This window comes from Gluconobacter potus (assembly GCF_015244705.1).
Taxonomy (GTDB): domain Bacteria; phylum Pseudomonadota; class Alphaproteobacteria; order Acetobacterales; family Acetobacteraceae; genus Gluconobacter; species Gluconobacter potus.
The window spans coordinates 34,010-54,501 of the sequence record NZ_JABCQF010000006.1; the positions used below are offsets into that span (position 1 = coordinate 34,010).

Here is a 20,492-nt window from a genome sequence, read left to right on the forward strand (position 1 = left end):
CTTTCCAAGAGGAAAATCCGGGTTTTTATTTTTCTCAAATCATCAGATCCGAAAATCCAAAACATAGATTTGCAGTCTACACAGTAACAAAAAATCACCGCAAATTCTGTGATTCATGTTACCATGATCGGACCAGAAACAAAAAAGGGGTCGTCATGGGGAATGTGATAGCGCTGTTTGCGGATGCATTTATATTTGTCCTTATTCCGTGGGGACTGTGGCAGCTGCTCAGACGCTCCATTCCGATTGCCATCCTGCCCATTCTGGTCGGCATTCTTCTGGCGGTCCTGCATTTTCCAGCCTCGACCATTGGTATTCCTTCGCTTTACGGCGATTACATCGGCTGGCTGGCCGTTCTGGTTCTGGCGTTCACGGCGGGACTGGAGATGTGGCAGAACCCCACCCACGCTCCCGAGGCCGCAAATCTGCCCTCCCCGACGCTGGGTCGTCTTCTGTGCGGCGCACTGGTAGCGCTGGGAATTCCGTTTGTTATCGGGACCATTCTGGTCAAGCTGTTCTTCCTGCCGCTACATGGCTGGCAGGCACCCCACGGCAATGGCTGGATCGGAGCCATGTCGATCGGACTGTGCATTTCCGTCAGCGCGCTGCCGGTTCTGATCGGGATCGTGCGCGAACTGGAGCCCGTGTACCGTCCCGTGGGACAGCTTGCGCTGAAACTTGCGGTTGTAGACGATGCCGCGCTCTGGATCGGGCTGGCCATCCTGCAATTTGCTGCACGCGGACCTGACGCCCTGCATGGCTGGACCGGGTTCGAGGGGCTGGCTGTCCTGCTGTTGATCGGCATGGCCTTTCTCAGCAGCTGGGCCACGCGGAATCTGAAAAACCCACCGATCTGGGTGATCTGGGCGGCCGTCCCGGCCTATCTCGCCGCAGGATCCTGGGCGAGCCATGAACTGGGGCTGCACGAGCTGATCGGCGCTTATTTCGCAGGAGCGCTCATGCCGCCACGCTGGGTGCGCCGCCTGCCGGTCGAGACGGTTGGCACGTTCTCGCTGATCTGGCTGGCCCCGATGTTCTTCGGCCATAGCGGCCTTCGGATCGACGGTGATGCGCTGACCTGGCCGTCGGTCATTGCTTCGCTTCTGCTGGTCGTGATCGCCATCGTCACGAAAATCCTGGCCGTCTGGATCTTCCCGCCTGCACCGGGACTGACGCACCGGCAGGCCCTGGGGATCGGCTCACTGTTGCAGTGCAAGGGGCTGATGGAAATCGTTGCAGCGACCATCCTGCATGCGCATGGCATGATTTCAGAGTTCGCTTTCGCATCCCTGATGGTTCTGGCTGTGATTTCCACGACCCTGACGGGACCGATGTTCCGGCTAGTGTCAGGGCGTTCCCGCCCCCAGACCGCCGGGTAATCGTTCCTCAGTTCTTCGAACGCACGGGGCCATGGCTGACAAGCACGCCCCGCTGCCAGACCTGATCAATCTGGTCCACGGCACCAATATTTTCATCAGCATTGCCGTTCACGACCAGCAGATCCGCCCGACGACCCGGCGCAATCACACCACGATCGGACAGATGCAGCAGAGCCGCAGCATTGCCCGTCGCCAGACTGATCGCCTGCACGGGCGACAGTCCCGCCTGCACCGTCAGGTAAAGCTCGCGATGTTCGGCAAAGCCGGGAATACGAGTGGGAGCAGCGCCGGAATCCGTACCAAAACCCACTTTCACGCCCGCACGATACAGAACGGCAAGGTTCTTCTGATTAACGGACAGCGCATAATGCGAGGCCTTGGTCAGAGGCTTGGCCATCGTCTCGGCACGCCATTTCGGATCGGTGAACTCGCGGCGCAGGGCTGGATCGATCCCCGCCAGCACGAAGGGATTGGAGAGTAACTCAGGCTGTTCGGCATAAAGATAGTTCGCCTCATCCAGATCCAGCGTCGCGATATACCACGTCCCCTGACGGAGCATCGCGGCGATCAGATCATGATCGACAGGCTGGTCCCGTACACCATGGGCAAGGATGTCCGCCTTTGAAGCAACGATGGCCTTGGCGACCGCAAGATCATGGATATGGACCGCAACCCGCGTGCCATGCTGATGCGCTTCGTCAATGACAGCCTGATAAATGGCCGGAGGCAGCATCGGATAGGTCTTGCCGTCGGGCACGTCATTGCGAAAATCGTCCACCCACAGCTTCACCAGATCCGTATGCTCCGCGATCATCTGGTCCACATCCTTGCGGGCCTCTTCGGGTGTGGTGGGACGGAAGACCTGATCAGGACCGATCCCCTTGACCATGGCTGCCGGCGGCACACCATCGGGCGTACCAATGCCCTGATCCACACCATAAAGATCCGCACCCGGATTGCGGCCGTCATGCTGCTCCTGACGCAGCGTATCAAAAAGCGGGGAGCGGTTCAGGCCCAGCGCCGTGACGGTCAAAACGCCGTAATCGGAATACTGCTTCAGGGCCGCAAGAATATTGGCGCGGGTATAGTTATCGCGACTGGCCCCCGTTCCTTTCACAAGCCCGACATGGACGTGATCGCTGATGAGGGCGGGCATAAGCGTCTTGCCCGTCAGATCCACATGTCGCGCCTTGGCCGGAGCAGGAATGCCGACAGAAATAATGGTGCCATTATCAATAACCACCGTCGCGTCCGGCTGTGCCAGGGCACCCGTGCCATCGATCAGCCGCGCATGCTCAAACGCTACCGGCTCGGCCATCGCGCTCCCTGCACTCAGGGCAGCAGGTGTTGCGAGCAGCAGGGCGGCGAAAGCGGAACGGATGGTCATGCGGCGGTCTCCTGTGTGGCTCCCGTCGGGCATGCATCGTCCGGCCGGGAAAACCCAGTACGGGAGAAACGCTGCCGGACATGAAAGGATGCAAAAACCCCCTTCCCTTTCCACTTCCGTATCAGGCTTCCAGGGACTGAAGCTCAAACAGGCGCCGGTAGATCCCGCCTTCCCGCTCGATCAGCGCGGCATGGGTCCCGTCTTCCTTCAGTTCGCCCTGGCTGAAGACCAGAATGCGATCCAGCTCCATGACCGTGGAAAGACGATGCGCCACGACGATGACGGTCCGGTTCTGCATGAGGCGGCGCATGGCGTCCTGCACGAGGGTTTCGGACTCGGAATCGAGGCTGGACGTCGCTTCGTCAAAGATCAGGATCGGCGCGTCAGCCAGGAAGGCCCGGGCGATGGCGACACGCTGGCGCTCGCCTCCCGAGAGCTTCACGCCACGCTCCCCGACCATGGTTTCGTAACCCTCGGGCAGACGCTCGATGAACGGCGCAGCGTTTGCAAACCGGGCGGCCTCCTCGATTTCCGCACGACTGGCATCCGGGCGCGCATAGGCAATGTTTTCCGCCAGCGTCCGGTGAAACAGGATCGGCTCCTGCGGGACGATAGCAATGTGCGAGCGCAGGGAGTCCTGCGTGACATGCGCAATATCCTGCCCATCCACCACGATCCGCCCGCCATTCACGTCATAAAGACGCTGCAGCAGCTTGGTCAGCGTCGTCTTGCCCGATCCGCTCGGCCCGACAAGCGCCACACGGGAGCCCGGCGCGATATCAATGCTCAGATCATGATAAAGCGGCTTGGCCTGTCCGGGATACTGGAAGTCCACATGCTCGAACCGGATGGCACCGTGCGAGAAATGAGCCTTCTGCGCATCGGGGGCATCCTGAATGGCGGGATCGCGGCGGAAAATCGCCACCAGCTCCTCCATTTCGTTGACCGACCGCTGCACCTGACTGACCTGCTGCCCCAGATCGCGCAGATAGCCCTGCACGAGAAACATCATCGTCAACACATAGGCCACGTCCCCCGGCCCAGCCTTACCGTCCCACCACAGCCAGACGGCCAGTCCGATCAGCAGCATCCGCATGGCAAGCGACGCCAGAGCCTGAAGATTGGCGCTGTTCGTCCCGCGGATCCAGGTTCTCAGAGTGCGCTGACGCCAGCCGTGAATGATGCTGTCGAGCCGCTCGTCTTCACGGTCTTCCGCACCAAACGCCTTGACGACGGGGTTGCAGGTCACGGCATCAGCCATGGCCGCACCCATTTTCGTGTCCCATTCATTGGAAGCACGGGCGGTGGGCGCGACATAGCGCAGGGTCAGCATGATGGAGAGGCAGGCAAACAGCACGACCGACAGCGCCAGCACCGATCCCATGAGCGGCGAACGGAACATGAGGACAGCCGTCGTGCCCCCCAGAACCAGCACCTCAGGCGCAATCAGGAGCAGCAGCGTATCGTCCAGCGTATCAATCGCCCAGATGCCGCGGGTCAGCTTGCGAACGGTGGAACCGGCGAAATTGTTGGCATGCCAGTCCGTCGAAAAGCGCTGCACGCGATCGAAAGCCTGATTGGCGATACGGTGCATAATGGCGAGCGTGAGATGCGAAATCCCGATGAAGGATGAGCGCCGCCCGAAGAGCCCGACCAGCCCCAGAACAATCAGCCCCCCGACCATCAGGAATGCATCGTCCCGCAGATGCAGCAGTTCGGCCGTCTGCTGCACGGCAGGGCCTGCGGCATGGCGGGAAATATCATCCACCAGACGGCCTGCCAGAATGGGCGTGCAGACATCGGCCAGCGTGGCGAGGCCAACGCCGCCAAGGGTTTTCGACAGCAGCAGGGGATGGTGACGCCAGCGACTTGAAACGAAGGAGAGGACTTCCGTGAAGGACACGTCCTGCTTGCGGCCTTCCTTCTGCTGGCGGGTCATGAGGGGGGTAGTATCGGACACAAAATGCTCCGCCGTCTGTCTGCCTGCGAGGTCATGCAGGGCAGGCCACGGTGTGATGGCATGGAATTTTCAGAACTTTGCCGTATCTTGCTGTCTGTCCGGACCGGACGCAACAGCCTGCAAAACATCCCGGTGGAGCCCCTGTCATGACCGATGCCCCCGCAACCGCAAGCCGGGCCATGAGCAAGGCGGCCGCAAAAGCCTTCATCACCGCACTGGCCGAGGCTAATCCCAACGCGGAGAGCGAACTGGTGTTCCGCAATCCGTTCGAACTTCTGGTGAGCGTCGTGCTCTCGGCCCAGGCCACGGACAAATCCGTCAACAAGGCGACAAAGGGTCTGTTCGAGGAAGCGCCCGATCCAGCGTCCATGGCAGCCCTCGGCGAGGACGGCATCGCCCGACATATCCGCACCATCGGGCTATGGCGGGCGAAAGCGCATAACGTGGCCCTGCTATGCGAACAGTTGCTGGAACGGCATGGCGGACAGGTCCCGTCCGACCGCGCCTCGCTCGAAGCGCTGGCCGGCGTGGGGCGCAAAACGGCGAATGTCGTGATGAATGTTGCCTTCGGTGCGGATACGATGGCGGTCGATACGCATATCTTCCGCATCGGCAACCGGACCGGCCTGGCACCCGGCAAAACCGTGCGACAGGTCGAGGACGGGCTGGTCGCGCGAATCCCGAAAGACATGCTGCGCCCGGCACATCACTGGCTGATCCTGCACGGACGCTATGTCTGCAAGGCCCGCGCGCCCGAATGCTGGCGCTGCCCGGCGACGAAATGGTGCCTCTATCCCGACAAGCGGATGCAGGCCCCGCCTGTACGCAAGGCTGCGACCACCTAAAGAATCTGGGCCGCCGTCCGGCGAAACGCCTGATAGGATACGGAATAGACCACGACCGTATTGACGACCTGCATGTGGGTCATGACCGAAAAGCCATTGGCGTTCCAGGTGATGGTTTCCGTCATGGGCGTCCGGATATCGAATAGCGGCTGACCATATTTCTGGCGGACGGCACGCCCCCATTCCTCGGCACAGATCCGGACATCGCCGGAATCCGTATCCGTCAGGGCATGAACCTCGACCGAAGCCAGACGGCCGCCCAAAAAATTTACATCCACATTCGACAGGCACGACCCGATCGAAGGCCCCTGCATGACATAACGCGCAAAACCCGCTCGCGGCACCGGCGTGGGCAGCGCCATCATTTCCGGATGGCTGAGCTTTGCCTCCGGAACACTCATACCCAGAGCCAGCCCTTCCCAGATCACGGCGGGAGCGGCCTGCGCCGGAACGGCAACCATCAGTGCAAGCGCGAGCAGAACACCCGTTGCGGGTTTATAAGCCACGATAGCGGACCTCCTTGTGCGGCGATCCTACAGGGCGATTGCTTTCCAAAAGGTTGAGAGATGCTCACTCAGACTGGGCCAGAGGCAGATTGGGCATGCCATGCCAGCCCACGGGGGGCACCCAGAGCCGGTTGCCCCGCCAGCTCCGGTCCGACACGACCGTAAGACCGCGCCCCGCAAACACGCTGTAGGCCCCATCCCGCCAGACCGAAAACCGGTCGATGGACGGCACATCCGGGCAGCCTTTCCGCGCAGGCGAGGCACTGATGAACAGGCTCACGCCCTCGCACTGCTCCATGGTCGGCAGCGTATTGCCATCCGAAGCATCACGGACACGCAGCAGGACAGTCTGTGCACCAAGAGGCATCCGGCACGGACCGGACAGGCATCCTGACGGCAACGGCGCCGTAGGAAGGGCAAGGGCCTGCTGCCAGTCCTCCAGTGTGCGGCGTTGCAGGCTGGAATGGGGGCCGACCAGAAGCACACCCTGATGACGCACAGCCATCAGTCCCGCATCCGGGGAAACGAGAATATCCGGCTTCGGCGCAAGCCAGATTGAGACCAGCCCAACTGCAATCGGCAGCAACCCAGCAAGGCATACCCTGCCTTTCCACAGACACAGGAAACACAGCCCAAGCATCACCAGAAGCAGGCCCCAGCCCGGCATTGCGGGCACGGGTTGATGCGCCATCGGAAACGCCGCCACACGCTCCGCCAACGCCTGCACGATCCGGATTCCTACGCCCATGAGCTTCAGGAACGGGGCTTCGGCATGGAACGGCATCGCCACGAGGGCCAGAAGTCCGACCGGCATGATCCAGACCGCCGCCAGCGGAACAGCCACAAGATTGGCCAGCACAAACCAAGGCTGAAGCGCGCCGAAATGCGCCATACTGACCGGCAGGGTCGCCAGTCCGGCCAGAAGGCTCGTCAGAACAAGCGCGGCACAGTGGGATGCCACAACGCGATACCACTCCCCCTCACCCCGCAGGCGCATAAGCGGCTCACGCAAGGCACCATACCCCGCGATCAGCCCCATCACGGCGGCAAAAGACATCTGGAACGACACATCGACGACCGAGACCGGCGAAACCAGCAGGATCAGAAGCGCCACGATGGACAGCGAGCGCATGGACAGCACGCGCCGCCCGGTCACGATGGCCAGCGTCACGATACTGGCCATGCCCAGCGCGCGAAGGCTGGGAAGATGCGCCCCTGTCAGCATCACATAACCCACCCCGGCCAGCAGTCCGGCAACAGCGGCGATCTGCCGGCATGGCCAGCGCAGGGCGACATATTCAATAGCCGCCAGACCACAGCGCAGCGTCACAATGACAGCCGCCATCACCAGCCCCAGATGCAGCCCGGCCACAGCAAGAAGATGCGCCAGTCCCGAAGCGGAAAACGTCTCACGCGTATGCTGGTCGATGCTTCCCGCCTCTCCTGCCAGAAACGTGGCGGCAATGGCAGCAGTCTGGTCGGACAGGGCAGCATTGGCACGCAGAGCCACGGTTTCACGCAGGGATTCAAGCCACGATTGATGGGAGGGCGCGCCTGAAAGGCTGGCCGGACCGAGCGCATAGCCGCTCCCGGCCAGCCCCGAGAACCACGCCTCCCGCTGAAGATCCCGCCCGCCGGGCCAGGAAGGCGGCGGCGGTGCGCGCAGCATGGTGCGCAGGCGGATCGTGCTTCCAGGCTCGGGAAGCAGGTCGTCATCATCGCGCAGACGGATATGCAGCGTCCGGCGTAACGGAGCCATTCCGGCATCGACAGGCGTCTCGAACACGGCATCCGCCAGAGTCACGCGATGACCGTCATCCTCGTCGTCATTCCGGGGCGGCAGGATTTCCAGCGACTGGACGCGCCCGGTCAGGACCGTCGCGTGGGTCGGAAGGGCCGGCATCGGCGGCTGCATCCGGGCCTGAAACGCCAGATCGCCAAACCCGATCGCCGCAGAGAGCAGCGCGAATCCCAGCAGACGCGGAAACAGCCGCTGCCAGCCCCACCAGAAACAGGCGCCCCCCGTCAGGATCGGCAGAACCGTGACGAGCACAACACACAGTACGGAAGGCTCGAACGGCAGAACCAGATACAGCATGGCCCCGAGCCCCCCCGCGACCGGAAGCCAGCAGATCATCTGCCGCCCCTGCTCCAGAAAGAACCGGATGATGGCGGACGGTGGCGTCAGTGCAGAGTCAGGGGACTCTGCACGGGCCAGAAGTTCGTCCGTATCGAGGTCCGGAACGGAAAGGGGCTCTGTCTTCACGGACAGGACCGTAACGGATTTTTCCGCAGGACGCGCCTCCTCACTCGAGGCCGACGTATCCCGAACAGACTTCCCTTACTGCGACAGGTGAAGCGCCTGCTTCAGACCAGCAACATCCTGTTCCAGCTCAAAGCCAGTGCTGCCCGGCTGAAACAGCTTTGCGGTCGCAAGATTCCCAGTCACGACAGGCTCGAATCCGGCTGCCCTCACCAGCGCTTCCACCTGCGATACTGCTCCCGCATCATCTCCGGCAACCGGCACGGCCAGCAAAGGTGGAGCACGATGCGCTTCAGAGCGGAGCGTGGTCATGTCAATCGAGTTGAACGCCCGCACCACATGCGCCGACGGGAAATAACGCTGCGTCGTCACCCCCGCCCCGTCCTTCTGCGCGGTCTCTGCGATAGGCCCGTCCCGCCACGGATAGGGATTGGACGGATCAAGCACGACCTTGTCCAGCAACGTCCGGCTGAGCTGCGGACCAAGCTTCGGGATGGCACCATAGGGCACGGCGAGGACAACGACATCTCCGTAGGCCGCCGCCTGCGCCGGGGTTCCGGCTGTGGCGAGCGGGCCCAGCGAGGTGGCCAGTGATTGTGCCTCGGTCAGGGAACGGGCTGAGACCATGACGTGGTAGCCCGCATGAACCCAGAGTTCAGCCAGCGTCGTGCCGACATGGCCGGTGCCGATGATGCCGATCCGGGTCTTCTGGGTGCCGGTATCCACAGCAACGGCATTGCTGACGGTGGCCAGACCGGCGAGCGCTGCGAGGAAGGGGCGTCGTCTGAGAGGAAAGGCCGTCATGAAGGATGCCATTCCCGCGCGAGAACACCTGCTGCGCCCTGGACCGGATCAGTCTTCGGGAATGGCAGGCCGTGGATGCGCGCGCGCTGTTCTGCTGTCGGGGCGGCACGAAGGATGTCAAAGGACTGGTTTGGCGGATAGGCGCCTATGACGGTAAAATCTTCGTCCGAGCCGAGATTACAGTGCCCCGTGCCGGCCGGAAGCACGGCGATGTCACCCCCACGCACCTCGACTGTCCGGGCCTTCGGGCCTCCGAGCATCAGGCGTGCGGAACCGTTGGAAAAGCCCAGAACCTCGTGTCCCAGGCTGTGATAGTGGTGAAACGGGTAAACCCCGTTGCGCCACTGCGGCGGCCAGCCGTTATGGGCGAACAGGTCCTCGTACACCGCCTCACGGTCCGGCCCGGCTTCGAGCGCGTTGCGATACACGATGACGGGAAGATCCGGATTGTTCGGAACCCAGTCATTGGCCCGCAGCGTGAAAACGTCCACGCGGGAGGTCGTAGCCCTGGCATGATGGATCCTGCCCTCTCCGAAGGTCAGTCCCAGCCCTGCCAGCAGGGCGTTGAAATCGCGTCGGTTCATTGGAAAGGTACCACCTACACTATTGAAGGTCAGGATAGGCAGGTTCGGCAGAGGGCAGGAAATCACACGCGCTTGAAGAGGCTTAGCTTTTTGTAAGACACGGCGTTTTGACGGCCGGGTTCGGAATATGAACCTGCCCTGTGCCGGACCCTGCGCTGGCGGATGGAAGCGCGGCGCAGAGCGTGATATGACGGCGACATGACCATCCGTACGCGATTTGCCCCCTCCCCGACGGGCCTGCTGCATGTCGGCAATGCCCGCGCCGCCCTGTTCAATTTCCTCTTTGCCCGCCATCACGGCGGCGAATTTCTTCTGAGGATCGAGGACACCGACAAGGAACGCTCCACCCAGAAGGCTGTGGACGTGATCTTTGACGGTCTGGCCTGGATGGGGATCGAGGCAGATGCGGAACCGGTTTTCCAGTCCGCGCGTCAGGACCGCCATACGGAAGTCGCGCTGGAGCTTCTGGCCAAGGGGCAGGCCTACAAGTGCTTCTGCACGCCGGAAGAGCTGACCGCCATGCGCGAGAAGGCCATGGCCGAGAAGCGCCCGCCCCGTTACGACGGCACCTGGCGGGATCGCGACCCGTCCGAGGCCCCTGAAGGCGCGCCTTATGTGGTGCGTCTGAAGGCACCGCGCGAGGGCGAGACCGTCATCAAGGATCTGGTGCAGGGCGAAGTCCGCGTGGCGAATGCGGAGATGGACGATCTGATCCTGCTGCGTTCGGATGGCACGCCGACCTATCTGCATGCCGTGGTTGTTGACGATCATGACATGGAGATCACCCATGTCATGCGTGGGGACGATCATCTGACGAACACGTTCCGTCAGGCCATGATCTATCGCGCCATGGGCTGGGACCTGCCGCATTTCGCGCATCTGCCGCTGATTCATGGCCCGGATGGCGCCAAGCTGTCCAAGCGTCACGGTGCGCAGTCGGTCGTGGACTTCCGTGAGGAAGGCTATCTGCCGGAAGCCCTGTGCAACTACCTGCTGCGTCTGGGCTGGGGCCATGGCGATGCCGAGGTCCTCTCCCGTGAAGAGCAGATCAAGCTGTTCGATCTGGACGGCGTGGGCCGGTCCCCGTCGCGCATGGACTACGTCAAACTGGCGCATCTGAACGGAATCTGGATGCGTCAGGCCGATGACGAGCGCCTGACAAATGACGTCATGGAGCGCCTTCAGGGCCGCGAAGGCGTGGTGACGAACGACAAGACCCGCGCACGCATCCTTGCGATGATGCCGGGCCTCAAGGAACGCGCCAAGACGCTGGTGGAACTGGCGGATAATGCGGCCTTCGCAGGCTTCACCCTGCCACTGACCTTCACGCCCAAGGCTGAAAAGCTGCTCGGCGAAGACGGACGCAAGGTCCTCGAAGGCGTCGGCAAGGAGCTGGCCGCTCTCAAGGATTTCACGCCCGAAGCCATCGACGCCACGCTGCGCGCCTATGCCGAGAAGCATGAAATCAAGCTTGGCTCCGTGGCCCAGCCGCTGCGCGCCGCCATGACGGGTTCCACGACGTCTCCGGGCATTGACCTGACGCTGTCGGCTCTGGGGCAGGACGAGGTCCTGGCCCGCATTGCGGCCGTTCTGGCTGCCGGGTCTGTCGATGCCTGAGCGGCCTTCCGTCCCCCGGCATCTGCTGGGAATCGAGGGGCTGTCGGCTGAACAGCTCGTACCGTTCCTCGATCTGGCGGAAAGCTACGCGCTTCTGAGCCGTTCGCGTTCCGCGCCGCGTGATGCGCTGCGGGGACGGACGGTCATCAACCTGTTCTACGAGGACAGCACCCGGACCCGCACGAGTTTCGAACTCGCGGGCAAGCGGCTGGGCGCGGATGTGATCAACATGTCCGTCGCCACGAGTTCGGTGAACAAGGGCGAGACGCTTCTGGATACGGCAGCAACGCTGAACGCCATGCGCTGTGACCTGCTGGTCGTGCGGCATGCGCAATCCGGAGCCCCTGCTCTTCTGTCGCAGAAGGTCGAGGCCAGTGTCGTCAATGCGGGCGATGGCACGCATGAACATCCGACACAGGCGCTGCTCGATGCGCTGACGATCCGCCGTCATTTTGGTCGACTTGAGGGCCTTACAGTCGCAATCTGCGGTGATGTCGGACACAGCCGTGTGGCACGGTCCAACATTCATCTGCTGACGGCGTTCGGAAACCGGGTCCGTCTGGCAGGACCGCCAACGCTCCTGCCCGGCGCCATGGCCGGACTTGGCAATGTCGAGCTGTATTCCGACATGGACCGCGCTCTTGAAGGCGCGGATGTCGTCATGTCCCTGCGCCTGCAGAAAGAGCGTATGGGGGCCGGTCTGGTCCCCAGTGCACGGGAATATTTCCACTTCTTCGGGCTGGACCGCAGACGTCTGGCGCTGGCAAAACCCGGTGCCCTCGTCATGCATCCGGGGCCGATGAACCGTGGTGTGGAAATCGCTTCGGACGTAGCGGATTCGGATCAGAGCGTGATTTCCGAACAGGTTGAAATGGGCGTGGCTGTGCGGATGGCGGTTCTGGACCGCCTGTCCCGGGCACGGATGCCGACATGAGTGATATCGTTTTTGAAAATGTCCGCCTGATCGACCCGGCCTTAGGCCGCGATGAGACCGGACGGCTTGTGGTACGTCAGGGCAAGATCATCGCCTGCGAGGACGGCTCGCTTCCCGAAGGGACACGAGTCATTGACGGCGCGGGGGCCATTCTGTGTCCGGGGCTGGTGGATATGCGCGTGACGCTTGGGGAGCCGGGATCGGAATATCGCGAGAGCGTCTCCTCTGGCGCCCGGGCGGCTGTGGCCGGCGGCATCACGACCATGGCGGTCCTGCCCAACACCTCGCCCCCGATCGACAACCCGGCCCTCGTGCATCTCCTGCGGGTCCGTGGCGAAGAGACGGGTATGGTCTCGATCCATCCTTACGGCGCGCTGACACGCGGCTGCGAGGGCGGGGAAATGGCCGAACTCGGCCTGCTCCAGAACGCCGGAGCAGTAGCATTTACGGACGGGACGAGGGCCATTTCGGACGCCAAGCAGATGCGCAATCTGCTGTCCTATTCGCGCTTCATCGACGCCATCGTGGTGCAGCATCCGGAAGAACCTTCTCTCGCCAAAGGCGCCTGCGCCACGGCCGGAGCGCGGGCGGTGCGGATGGGGCTGCCCTCGGTTCCGGCAGAAGCCGAAGCCATCATGATCGCGCGGGATCTGCGTCTGGCAGCGATGACGGGCGCACGGCTGCATTTCGCGCATGTCTCGACGGCGGAAGGACTGGACCTGATCCGCGAGGCCAAGAGCCGTGGCATCCGGGTGACCTGCGATACGGCACCGCCCTATTTTGCCATGACCGAAGACGATATCGGCGATTTCCGCACCTATGCGAAACTGTCCCCCCCCCTCCGCAACGAAGCGGACCGCAAAGCCGTCTGCGCCGCGCTGGCGGATGGCACGATCGACGCCGTAGCATCGGATCATGCGCCGGCGGATGCCGATGACAAGCGGCTGCCATTTGCACAGGCACGGGCGGGCGGAACAGGACTGGTCACCCTTCTGGGCGTCACGCTTGGCGCTGGGCTGCCGTTGATTGATGCCCTGCGTCTGGTGACCTCGGCCCCTGCGGCACTACTTGGCCTCAAGGCCGGAACGCTGTCGGTTGGAAGCGATGCCGATCTGTGCCTGTTCGATCCGGAAGCCTCCTGGACCGTCGTGGCCGGAAACCTTCCGGGCCGTGCGCAGAACACGCCCTTCGATGGAAAAGACCTGAAGGGTCGCGTCCTGCGAACCTTCAAACGCGGCGTGGAAGTCTTCACCGCGGATGAGCTGTCCGGTGATGAACAGGCGGGAGCCGCTTCATGAGCGGCTTTCAGGCACAGCTGATCCTGCTGTCTCTTGTATCCTATGTCATCGGGAGCATCCCGTTCGGGCTGCTTCTGACGGCCGTGGCCGGTGGCGGCGACATCCGCAAGATCGGCTCGGGCAATATCGGTGCGACCAACGTCCTGCGCACGGGCCGTCGGGGCCTGGCAGCGGCGACGCTTCTGCTGGATGCCCTCAAAGGGGCTCTGGCTGTCCTGATCGCCCGGTTTTTCTTCCCAGGCGCCAGCGAAACCACCATGGCCGTAGCGGCCGTAGCGGTTGTCATCGGGCACTGTTTCCCGGTCTGGCTCGGTTTCCGGGGCGGGAAAGGCGTTGCAACGGGGCTCGGAACGATCTGGGTCCTGTGCTGGCTGGTGGGACTGGCCTGCTGCGTGGTCTGGCTGCTGGTTGCACGGCTGAGCCGGATTTCCTCGGCCGGAGCGCTGGCGGCATTCCTGCTGGCGCCGGGACTGATGGTACTGTTGTCCGGACGGCCACTACACACGCCGATTCCGGTGGCGACGCTTCTCATCTCGCTTCTGATCTGGGCCCGGCATTCCAGCAATATTGCCCGGCTTGTGACGGGACGCGAACCGCGCGTGAAGGTTGACCAGGCATCCCGGCACTAGATTTTAAGCGTCCGTTAAGAAATCTGTCTTAAGGAAAAGATCCTATGACAGCTTCTCCGGACATGCGCCCCGTTCTGCCCGCAACAGACCGAATCGACATACTGCGTCTGGCGCGGACAACGGGCGTCGGCCCGATCAACTTTGCGCGACTGATGACGCAGTACGGCAGTGCGGGCGCTGCCCTTGCCGCCCTGCCCGGCCGTATGCGCAGGGCGGGACGCCGGGAAGATCCTGTCATTCCGACCGTCTCGCGCATGTCGGATGAGCTGGAACGCCTTGAAAAACTGGGCGGAAAGATGCTGGTGCGGGGTGATGCAGACTATCCGCTGCTCCTGTCCTGCATCCCGGATGTCCCGCCTGTCCTGTTCACACTTGGAGACGTCCGCAAACTCTCAATGCGGTCCGTGGGAATTGTGGGAGCACGCAATGCATCTGCGGCCGGAATCCGGATAGCGGAGAGCCTTTCGGCCGAAATTGCCCATTCGGGACTGTGCGTGATTTCCGGGCTGGCACGGGGAATCGACTCGGCGGCTCACGCTGCAGCTCTTCATCCCGGACTGACGGTTGCCGCTATCGCGGGCGGTCTGGATCATGTCTATCCGCCCGAGAATGCCTCCCTTCAGCAGCAGATCGCCGAAAGGGGCTGTCTGGTGACGGAAGCCCTGCTCGGCACAGCTCCGCAGGCCCGCCATTTCCCACGGCGCAACCGCCTGATCGCCGGGATTTCGCTGGGGTGCCTGATCATTGAAGCGACGGTTGGATCCGGCACGCTGATTACGGCTGATCTGGCCCAGTCCTATAACCGCGAACTCCTCGTCGTGCCCGGCTCACCGCTCGATCCCCGGTCACGGGGCGGAAACCAGTTGCTGAAAACAGGCCAGGCCACGCTGACAGAAAATATTGACGATATTCTTCAAGTCCTGCCCTCGGTGCTTCCACCGCGCGAAGCAGCGCCCTGGCAGCGTTCATCCGCCCACAGCCCGCCTTTGACGGGCTTTTCCGAACCTTCCTCGCCCTGGGGCAGCCCTGCCAGCGAAGACTGGATTGATCCGGATCTGGCCCAGAAGACAGTGTGTTCCTTCCTGTCCGTAACACCGGTAGCAGTTGACGATGTGGTGCGCCGCTGCCAGTTCTCCGTGTCGGCAGTGCTTGCGACGCTGGCCGAGCTTGAGCTCGGCGGGGTCGTGGAGTTTGTGCCCGGCGGACGCGTGGCGTTGCTGCCGAACTGAAGTGACGCGGAATACCGGAGTGGCGATGACGGACGTTGTGGTGGTCGAGAGCCCGGCAAAGGCCAAGACGATCAACAAGTATCTGGGAAGCGGATATACCGTGCTCGCTTCGTTCGGCCATGTGCGGGATCTGCCGCCCAAGGACGGCAGCGTGCGCCCGGATGAGAACTTTGCCATGAGCTGGCAAACGGACGAGCGTGGCGCCAAGCAGATCTCAGCCATCACCAAGGCGCTGAAGGGGGCGAAGAACCTTTACCTCGCCACTGACCCGGATCGCGAGGGTGAGGCGATTTCCTGGCACGTCCGCAGCGTTCTGGAAGAAAAGAAGCTTCTGAAGAACGTCGACGTCCATCGCGTCACCTTCAACGAAATCACGAAATCAGCCGTCACGGCAGCGATGGCGGCGCCTCGTGAGCTGGACCGTCCGCTGATCGACGCCTATCTGGCCCGGCGCGCGCTGGATTATCTGGTAGGCTTCACGCTGTCTCCTGTCCTGTGGCGCAAGCTGCCAGGAAGCCGCAGTGCCGGGCGTGTACAGTCCGTAGCGCTGCGTCTGATCTGTGAGCGCGAAGCCGAGATCGAAGTCTTCCGTCCCAAGGAATACTGGACCGTTACCGGCGGCTTCACGACACCAGGCAACGCTGCGTTTCAGGCGCGTCTGACGCATCTGAAGGGCGAGAAGCTCGACCAGTTCGACCTGAACAACGAGCAGCTGGCTTTCGGCGCGCGCGACACCGTTCTGGGCGGACAGTTCACGGTCCGCTCCGTCGAGCGCAAGCGCACCAAGCGCAATCCGCCGCCGCCATTCACGACCTCGACGCTGCAGCAGGAAGCCTCGCGCAAGCTCGGCATGAGCGCGCAGACCACGATGCGTACGGCCCAGCAGCTTTATGAAGGTGTGGATCTGCGTGGCGAGACCACCGGTCTGATCACCTATATGCGGACCGATGGCGTGACGATGGCGAAGGAAGCCGTAGGCGCCATTCGCGGCCATATCGGCAAGGCGTTCGGCGACGAATATGTGCCGGATTATCCGCGCACTTATTCCACCAAGGCCAAGAATGCGCAGGAAGCCCATGAGGCCATCCGCCCGACGGACGTCTTCCTGACACCGCAGCAGGTCGCCCATGCTCTGACGCCGGAGCAGAAGAAGCTTTACGAGCTGATCTGGAAGCGCTCCGTCGCCTCGCAGATGCAGTCGGCCGAACTGGATCAGGTGGCGGTGACGCTGGCGGATGCGAGCGGCCAGACGCTTCTGCGTGCGACAGGTTCAACCATCGCGTTTGACGGCTTCCTCAAGCTCTATATCGAGGGCCGCGACGATACGAAGGCCGAGGACGAGGACGGCAAGCTTCTGCCTCCGATGAAGGAAGGCGATCGCCTGACGACGAAGACTGTGGATGCCGAGCAGCACTTCACCCAGCCGCCGCCGCGCTATTCAGAAGCCTCGCTCGTCAAGAAAATGGAAGAGATCGGCATTGGCCGTCCTTCGACCTACGCCTCCATCCTCGGTGTGCTGCGGGACCGCAATTATGTGCGTCTGGACGCACGGCGCTTCGTTCCCGAAGACCGCGGCCGTCTCGTGACGGCGTTCCTGACGTCGTTCTTCGAGCGCTATGTCGATACCGGCTTCACGGCCTCGCTCGAAGAGCAGCTCGATGACATTTCGGGCGGTCGGGCCGACTGGCATGATGTCATGGCCGCCTTCTGGCACGATTTCTCGGCTGCCGTCGCGCAGACCAAGGATCTGAAGATCTCGGACGTCATCGACGCCCTGGACGAGGATCTGGGACCGCATTTCTTCCCGCCGCGCCCCGATGGTGCTGATCCGCGCGTCTGCACGTCCTGCGGAACCGGACGGCTGGGCCTGCGGCTGGGCAAGTTCGGCGCCTTCATCGGCTGTTCGAACTACCCGACCTGCCAGTTCACCCGCCGTTTGGTGGCCGAGGAAGGCGATTCTGAAGGGCTGAATGATGGCCCGAAAGTTCTGGGTCAGGATCCGGAGACTGGCGAGGACATCTCGATCCGCCGCGGGCCTTACGGTCTGTATATCCAGCGCGGGGAACCGAACCCCGAAGACAAGAAGGCCAAGCCCAAGCGGACGACCATTCCCAAGGGCATTGATGGCAACACCATGACCATGGAACAGGCGCTGGGACTGCTGTCCCTGCCGCGTCTGGTCGGGATTCATCCCGAGACAGGCGAGAAAATCGAAGCTGGGCTGGGGCGCTTCGGACCGTATGTGAAGATGGGCGCCATATATGGCACGCTCGACAAGGATGATGACGTCCTGACCGTCGGGCTGAACCGGGCCGTGGATGCACTGGCCAAGAAACTGGCCTCCATCCGCAATCTGGGGCCCCATCCGAAGGACGGCGAACCGGTCATGATCCGCAAGGGACGGTTTGGTCCCTACGCCCAGCATGGCCAGCTGATCGCCAACCTGCCGAAAGGGCAGGATATGGACGAGGTCACGCTGGATGAGGCCGTGGCGCTTCTGGCGGAGAAGGGCAAGCCACTGAAAGGTGGCGCAAAAAAAACTTCCGCGAAAAAAGCGGCCCCGAAAACCGCAAAGCCGAAAAAATCCGTTACGGCTACGGAAGGGGATGAGGCGGCTCCGAAGAAGGTAACAAAGCGTAGCCCGGCCAAATCCGCCACAAAGACGAAAACCACAACGCCACGGAAGCGTAAAACTGTTTCCGACACGTCGTCGGAAGGCTGAAAACAGATCGGGTCGACAGTGTTGCCTGACGGCACTGCCGACCCCACATTCGGTCTGGCAAGTCTTTACCGTGGCTGAAGTTTGTGGCGTGGTCGCCTTACGGGAAGCAGCCTTCTTTGCCGTCCCGTCTCCAAGGACCCCGTCTTGCGTCATGCCGTCCGCCCTATGATCCATTTCATGCCGCGCAGCCGCGAGGCGGCATGTCGCCCGGCTCTCTGTCTGGCGTTCTGCATGTTCATCCTGATCACCCCAGCAGGATCCGCAAAGGCCCAGACACCCCCGGATGCAGCCGGAGCCTCAGGACAGGCGGCCCCCTCCATCTCCGCCGCTGCGCCCATACCGCAGCCGACACTTTCAGTTTCCCTGACACGGGAAGTGCTGGTCGCGGCCCTTGGCTTTCTGGAGCCCCGCACGCTTGAGGCGCATTCCGCGCGGGATTTCTGCCTGTGGGGACTGGACGGGCTGACGGCCATCGATCCGACCCTCTCCATTACGGAAACGCGCCCTGAAGTATCGGCCCCCGCGCCTGCCTCCGGCGGCGCAATGGCGGCGGAAAAAACCTCTGGCGACGCGTCTGCGCAGGCGCCCACAATACTGAATGTCCTTCAGGGGCAGACGGTCGTGTTCAGCCGGATCATGCCGGCCGCGGACAGCAACGGGGCATGGGCCGATCTGGTCACGGCAGCCATGCAGGCAGCCTGGCAGCACTCCGCCACGCTGCGGGAGGCCGGATCAGACGCGCTTCTACAGGGCTTTTTCGACGAACTTTTCAATCATCTCGACCCCTATTCCCGATATCTCGGTCCTTCCCCCGCCAGTTCGGACCGCACGCGGCGAACCGGCAATACAGGAACGGTGGGCCTGAGTCTGGGCCAGAGCGGCCGCATGCTCGTGATTACGGCCGTCAACGCCAACGGTCCCGCCTGGGAAGCCGGTGTGGATACGGGCGAGCGTCTGGTCTCCGTCAACGGCCGGTCAACGCGTGGTCAGGATGTCACCACGGTCCAGGGCTGGCTGGAGGGGGACGAGCATACCTCCGTCACGCTGGGGATCGCCGCGAAAGGCCATCGGACAACGACGCTGAAACTGGAACGGGCACAGGTCCCGCCTGAAACCGTATTTGCCTCGACGGACGGCCCTTTCACCGTTCTGCGCGTCACGTCCTTTTCGACCCAGACAGCGGAAGAGATCAGCCAGTATATCGATCAGGTCGTGGACGAACCGACACCGGATACGCCGGTCCCTTCTGCCAGCAAAAACAAGACCGCGGGGATCATTATCGACCTGCGCGGGGATCGCGGCGGCGTCCTTCAGCAGGCCGTCACCACGGCGGCCCTGCTGCTGGATCATGGCGTGGCCGTGACTACGCATGGCCGGAACCCTCTGGCCAACCATATCTGGGCCGTTCAGGGTGGCGACATGACCAATGGCACGCCGGTGGTGATTCTCGTGGACGGACGGACAGCCAGCGCGGCTGAAATCCTGGCCTCCGCGCTGGCCGATCACCGGCGCGCCGTCGTGATCGGGAGCGAGACGCTCGGCAAGGGACTCGTGCAGGTGATCGGACAGATGCCGAACGGAGGTGAGCTGTTCGTGACGTGGAGTCGCAATCAGGCCCCGCTCGGCTGGCCCATCCAGGGTCTGGGCATCATGCCGCAGGTTTGCACGTCGCTTGGTGCCGAGTCCCTTCAGGCCCAGCTCTCCGCCCTGAAGCAGGGAAACACCCTGCAGGGCGAGGCCGTGCAGATGGCACGCGCGGCCCGCTACCCGGTTCCGGTGACGAAAATCCTCGATATCCGGAAACATTGCCCGGCCGCCATCGGCTCGGATGCCGACATGGACGCCGCCAAGGCGCTGCTGTCTTCCCCTGCCGCCTACAGGGCGGCGCTGGAGTCTGTTCCTGACGAGAACAGCGCGCCCATCCACTAACCTTGCAGGACGAACGGAAACAGTCATGGGCGCACGATTGAAAACGGGACTCTGGGTACGGGCTGTCCTGCGCCGTATTTCCTCGGACGGAACCTCGGCCATGGTCCTGAAGAAAGGCGATGAGGACGCCGGCGCGGTCCTGATCGTTCTGGCCGACCGCTCGGGTGGAACCGGCGTCCTGCGCGAAGACGGAAACGGGTGGGCCCGCGTGGATGCCACCGATCCGACAGGCGTGGACGCCTATCTGGAGCGGCAGAAAAAATATGACCCTGACCTGTGGATCATCGAGCTGGAGATGCGGGACGTATCCCAGCCCATAGAGCGCACACTCGGATCGCGAAGGCTCGATCTGGACGAAGAGGCGTAAACTGTGGGAGTGAAGACACAGCACATGGCGAACCTGCCA

General features: G+C 62.8%; 16 protein-coding genes. 10 read left to right on the forward strand and 6 right to left on the reverse strand.

What is annotated here, in order from left to right; all coding sequences use genetic code 11:
* Positions 1-155: 155 nt before the first annotated feature.
* Complete coding sequence (locus HKD31_RS10185; RefSeq protein WP_194264963.1) at positions 156-1,379, forward strand: cation:proton antiporter; 1,224 nt, start codon at positions 156-158, stop codon at positions 1,377-1,379.
* A gap of 7 nt (positions 1,380-1,386) precedes the next feature.
* On the opposite strand, the gene HKD31_RS10190 is transcribed toward HKD31_RS10185, so the two are convergent.
* Positions 1,387-2,766, reverse strand: a complete 1,380-nt coding sequence (locus HKD31_RS10190; protein ID WP_194264964.1) for an amidohydrolase family protein — start codon at positions 2,764-2,766, stop codon at positions 1,387-1,389.
* 121 nt (positions 2,767-2,887) lie between these two features.
* Positions 2,888-4,705 carry an ABC transporter ATP-binding protein gene (locus HKD31_RS10195; protein ID WP_228120540.1) on the reverse strand — a complete coding sequence of 606 codons (1,818 nt, stop codon included), beginning with the start codon at positions 4,703-4,705 and terminating at the stop codon, positions 2,888-2,890.
* Between the two features lie 167 nt (positions 4,706-4,872).
* Here HKD31_RS10195 and nth point away from each other — a divergent pair, with 167 nt between their 5' ends.
* A complete protein-coding gene (gene nth, locus HKD31_RS10200) occupies positions 4,873-5,571 on the forward strand; it encodes an endonuclease III (RefSeq protein WP_194264966.1) in 699 nt (232 codons plus the stop codon).
* Here nth and HKD31_RS10205 read toward each other — a convergent pair.
* The 4 genes from HKD31_RS10205 to HKD31_RS10220 all read right to left on the reverse strand — a co-directional run bounded on the left by HKD31_RS10205 (position 5,568) and on the right by HKD31_RS10220 (position 9,728).
* On the reverse strand, positions 5,568-6,077 hold the full coding sequence (locus HKD31_RS10205) for a hypothetical protein (RefSeq protein ID WP_194264967.1): 510 nt from the start codon (positions 6,075-6,077) through the stop codon (positions 5,568-5,570). The two genes, nth and HKD31_RS10205, sit on opposite strands and share 4 nt — an antisense overlap.
* Before the next feature lie 64 nt (positions 6,078-6,141).
* Positions 6,142-8,343: a ComEC/Rec2 family competence protein gene (locus HKD31_RS10210; protein ID WP_338085564.1), complete on the reverse strand. Its 2,202-nt coding sequence runs from the start codon at positions 8,341-8,343 to the stop codon at positions 6,142-6,144.
* Between the two features lie 75 nt (positions 8,344-8,418).
* Positions 8,419-9,144 carry an NADPH-dependent F420 reductase gene (locus tag HKD31_RS10215; protein WP_194264968.1) on the reverse strand — a complete coding sequence of 242 codons (726 nt, stop codon included), beginning with the start codon at positions 9,142-9,144 and terminating at the stop codon, positions 8,419-8,421.
* Positions 9,141-9,728: a hypothetical protein gene (locus tag HKD31_RS10220; RefSeq protein WP_062496207.1), complete on the reverse strand. Its 588-nt coding sequence runs from the start codon at positions 9,726-9,728 to the stop codon at positions 9,141-9,143. The genes HKD31_RS10215 and HKD31_RS10220 overlap by 4 nt, the downstream gene beginning before the upstream one ends.
* Positions 9,729-9,926: 198 nt before the next feature.
* Here HKD31_RS10220 and gltX point away from each other — a divergent pair, with 198 nt between their 5' ends.
* From gltX to HKD31_RS10260, 8 genes are all read left to right on the forward strand, one after another.
* The gene (gltX, locus tag HKD31_RS10225; protein ID WP_194264969.1) at positions 9,927-11,345 is read left to right on the forward strand and encodes a glutamate--tRNA ligase; all 1,419 of its coding nucleotides are present in this window, start codon (positions 9,927-9,929) and stop codon (positions 11,343-11,345) included.
* Positions 11,338-12,279: an aspartate carbamoyltransferase catalytic subunit gene (locus tag HKD31_RS10230; RefSeq protein WP_194264970.1), complete on the forward strand. Its 942-nt coding sequence runs from the start codon at positions 11,338-11,340 to the stop codon at positions 12,277-12,279. The genes gltX and HKD31_RS10230 overlap by 8 nt, the downstream gene beginning before the upstream one ends.
* The gene (locus HKD31_RS10235) at positions 12,276-13,577 is read left to right on the forward strand and encodes a dihydroorotase (protein ID WP_194264971.1); all 1,302 of its coding nucleotides are present in this window, start codon (positions 12,276-12,278) and stop codon (positions 13,575-13,577) included. Before HKD31_RS10230 ends, HKD31_RS10235 begins: the two co-directional genes overlap by 4 nt.
* Complete coding sequence (gene plsY, locus HKD31_RS10240; RefSeq protein WP_194264972.1) at positions 13,574-14,206, forward strand: glycerol-3-phosphate 1-O-acyltransferase PlsY; 633 nt, start codon at positions 13,574-13,576, stop codon at positions 14,204-14,206. Before HKD31_RS10235 ends, plsY begins: the two co-directional genes overlap by 4 nt.
* A gap of 44 nt (positions 14,207-14,250) precedes the next feature.
* Positions 14,251-15,435, forward strand: coding sequence for a DNA-processing protein DprA (gene dprA / locus HKD31_RS10245; protein WP_194264973.1), 1,185 nt, complete (start codon positions 14,251-14,253; stop codon positions 15,433-15,435).
* Positions 15,436-15,460: 25 nt separating this feature from the next.
* On the forward strand, positions 15,461-18,157 hold the full coding sequence (gene topA / locus HKD31_RS10250) for a type I DNA topoisomerase (RefSeq protein ID WP_194264974.1): 2,697 nt from the start codon (positions 15,461-15,463) through the stop codon (positions 18,155-18,157).
* 177 nt (positions 18,158-18,334) lie between these two features.
* Positions 18,335-20,086 carry a S41 family peptidase gene (locus tag HKD31_RS10255; RefSeq protein ID WP_228120509.1) on the forward strand — a complete coding sequence of 584 codons (1,752 nt, stop codon included), beginning with the start codon at positions 18,335-18,337 and terminating at the stop codon, positions 20,084-20,086.
* A gap of 25 nt (positions 20,087-20,111) precedes the next feature.
* Positions 20,112-20,453, forward strand: coding sequence for a DUF1491 family protein (locus tag HKD31_RS10260; RefSeq protein WP_194264976.1), 342 nt, complete (start codon positions 20,112-20,114; stop codon positions 20,451-20,453).
* Positions 20,454-20,492: the final 39 nt, after the last annotated feature.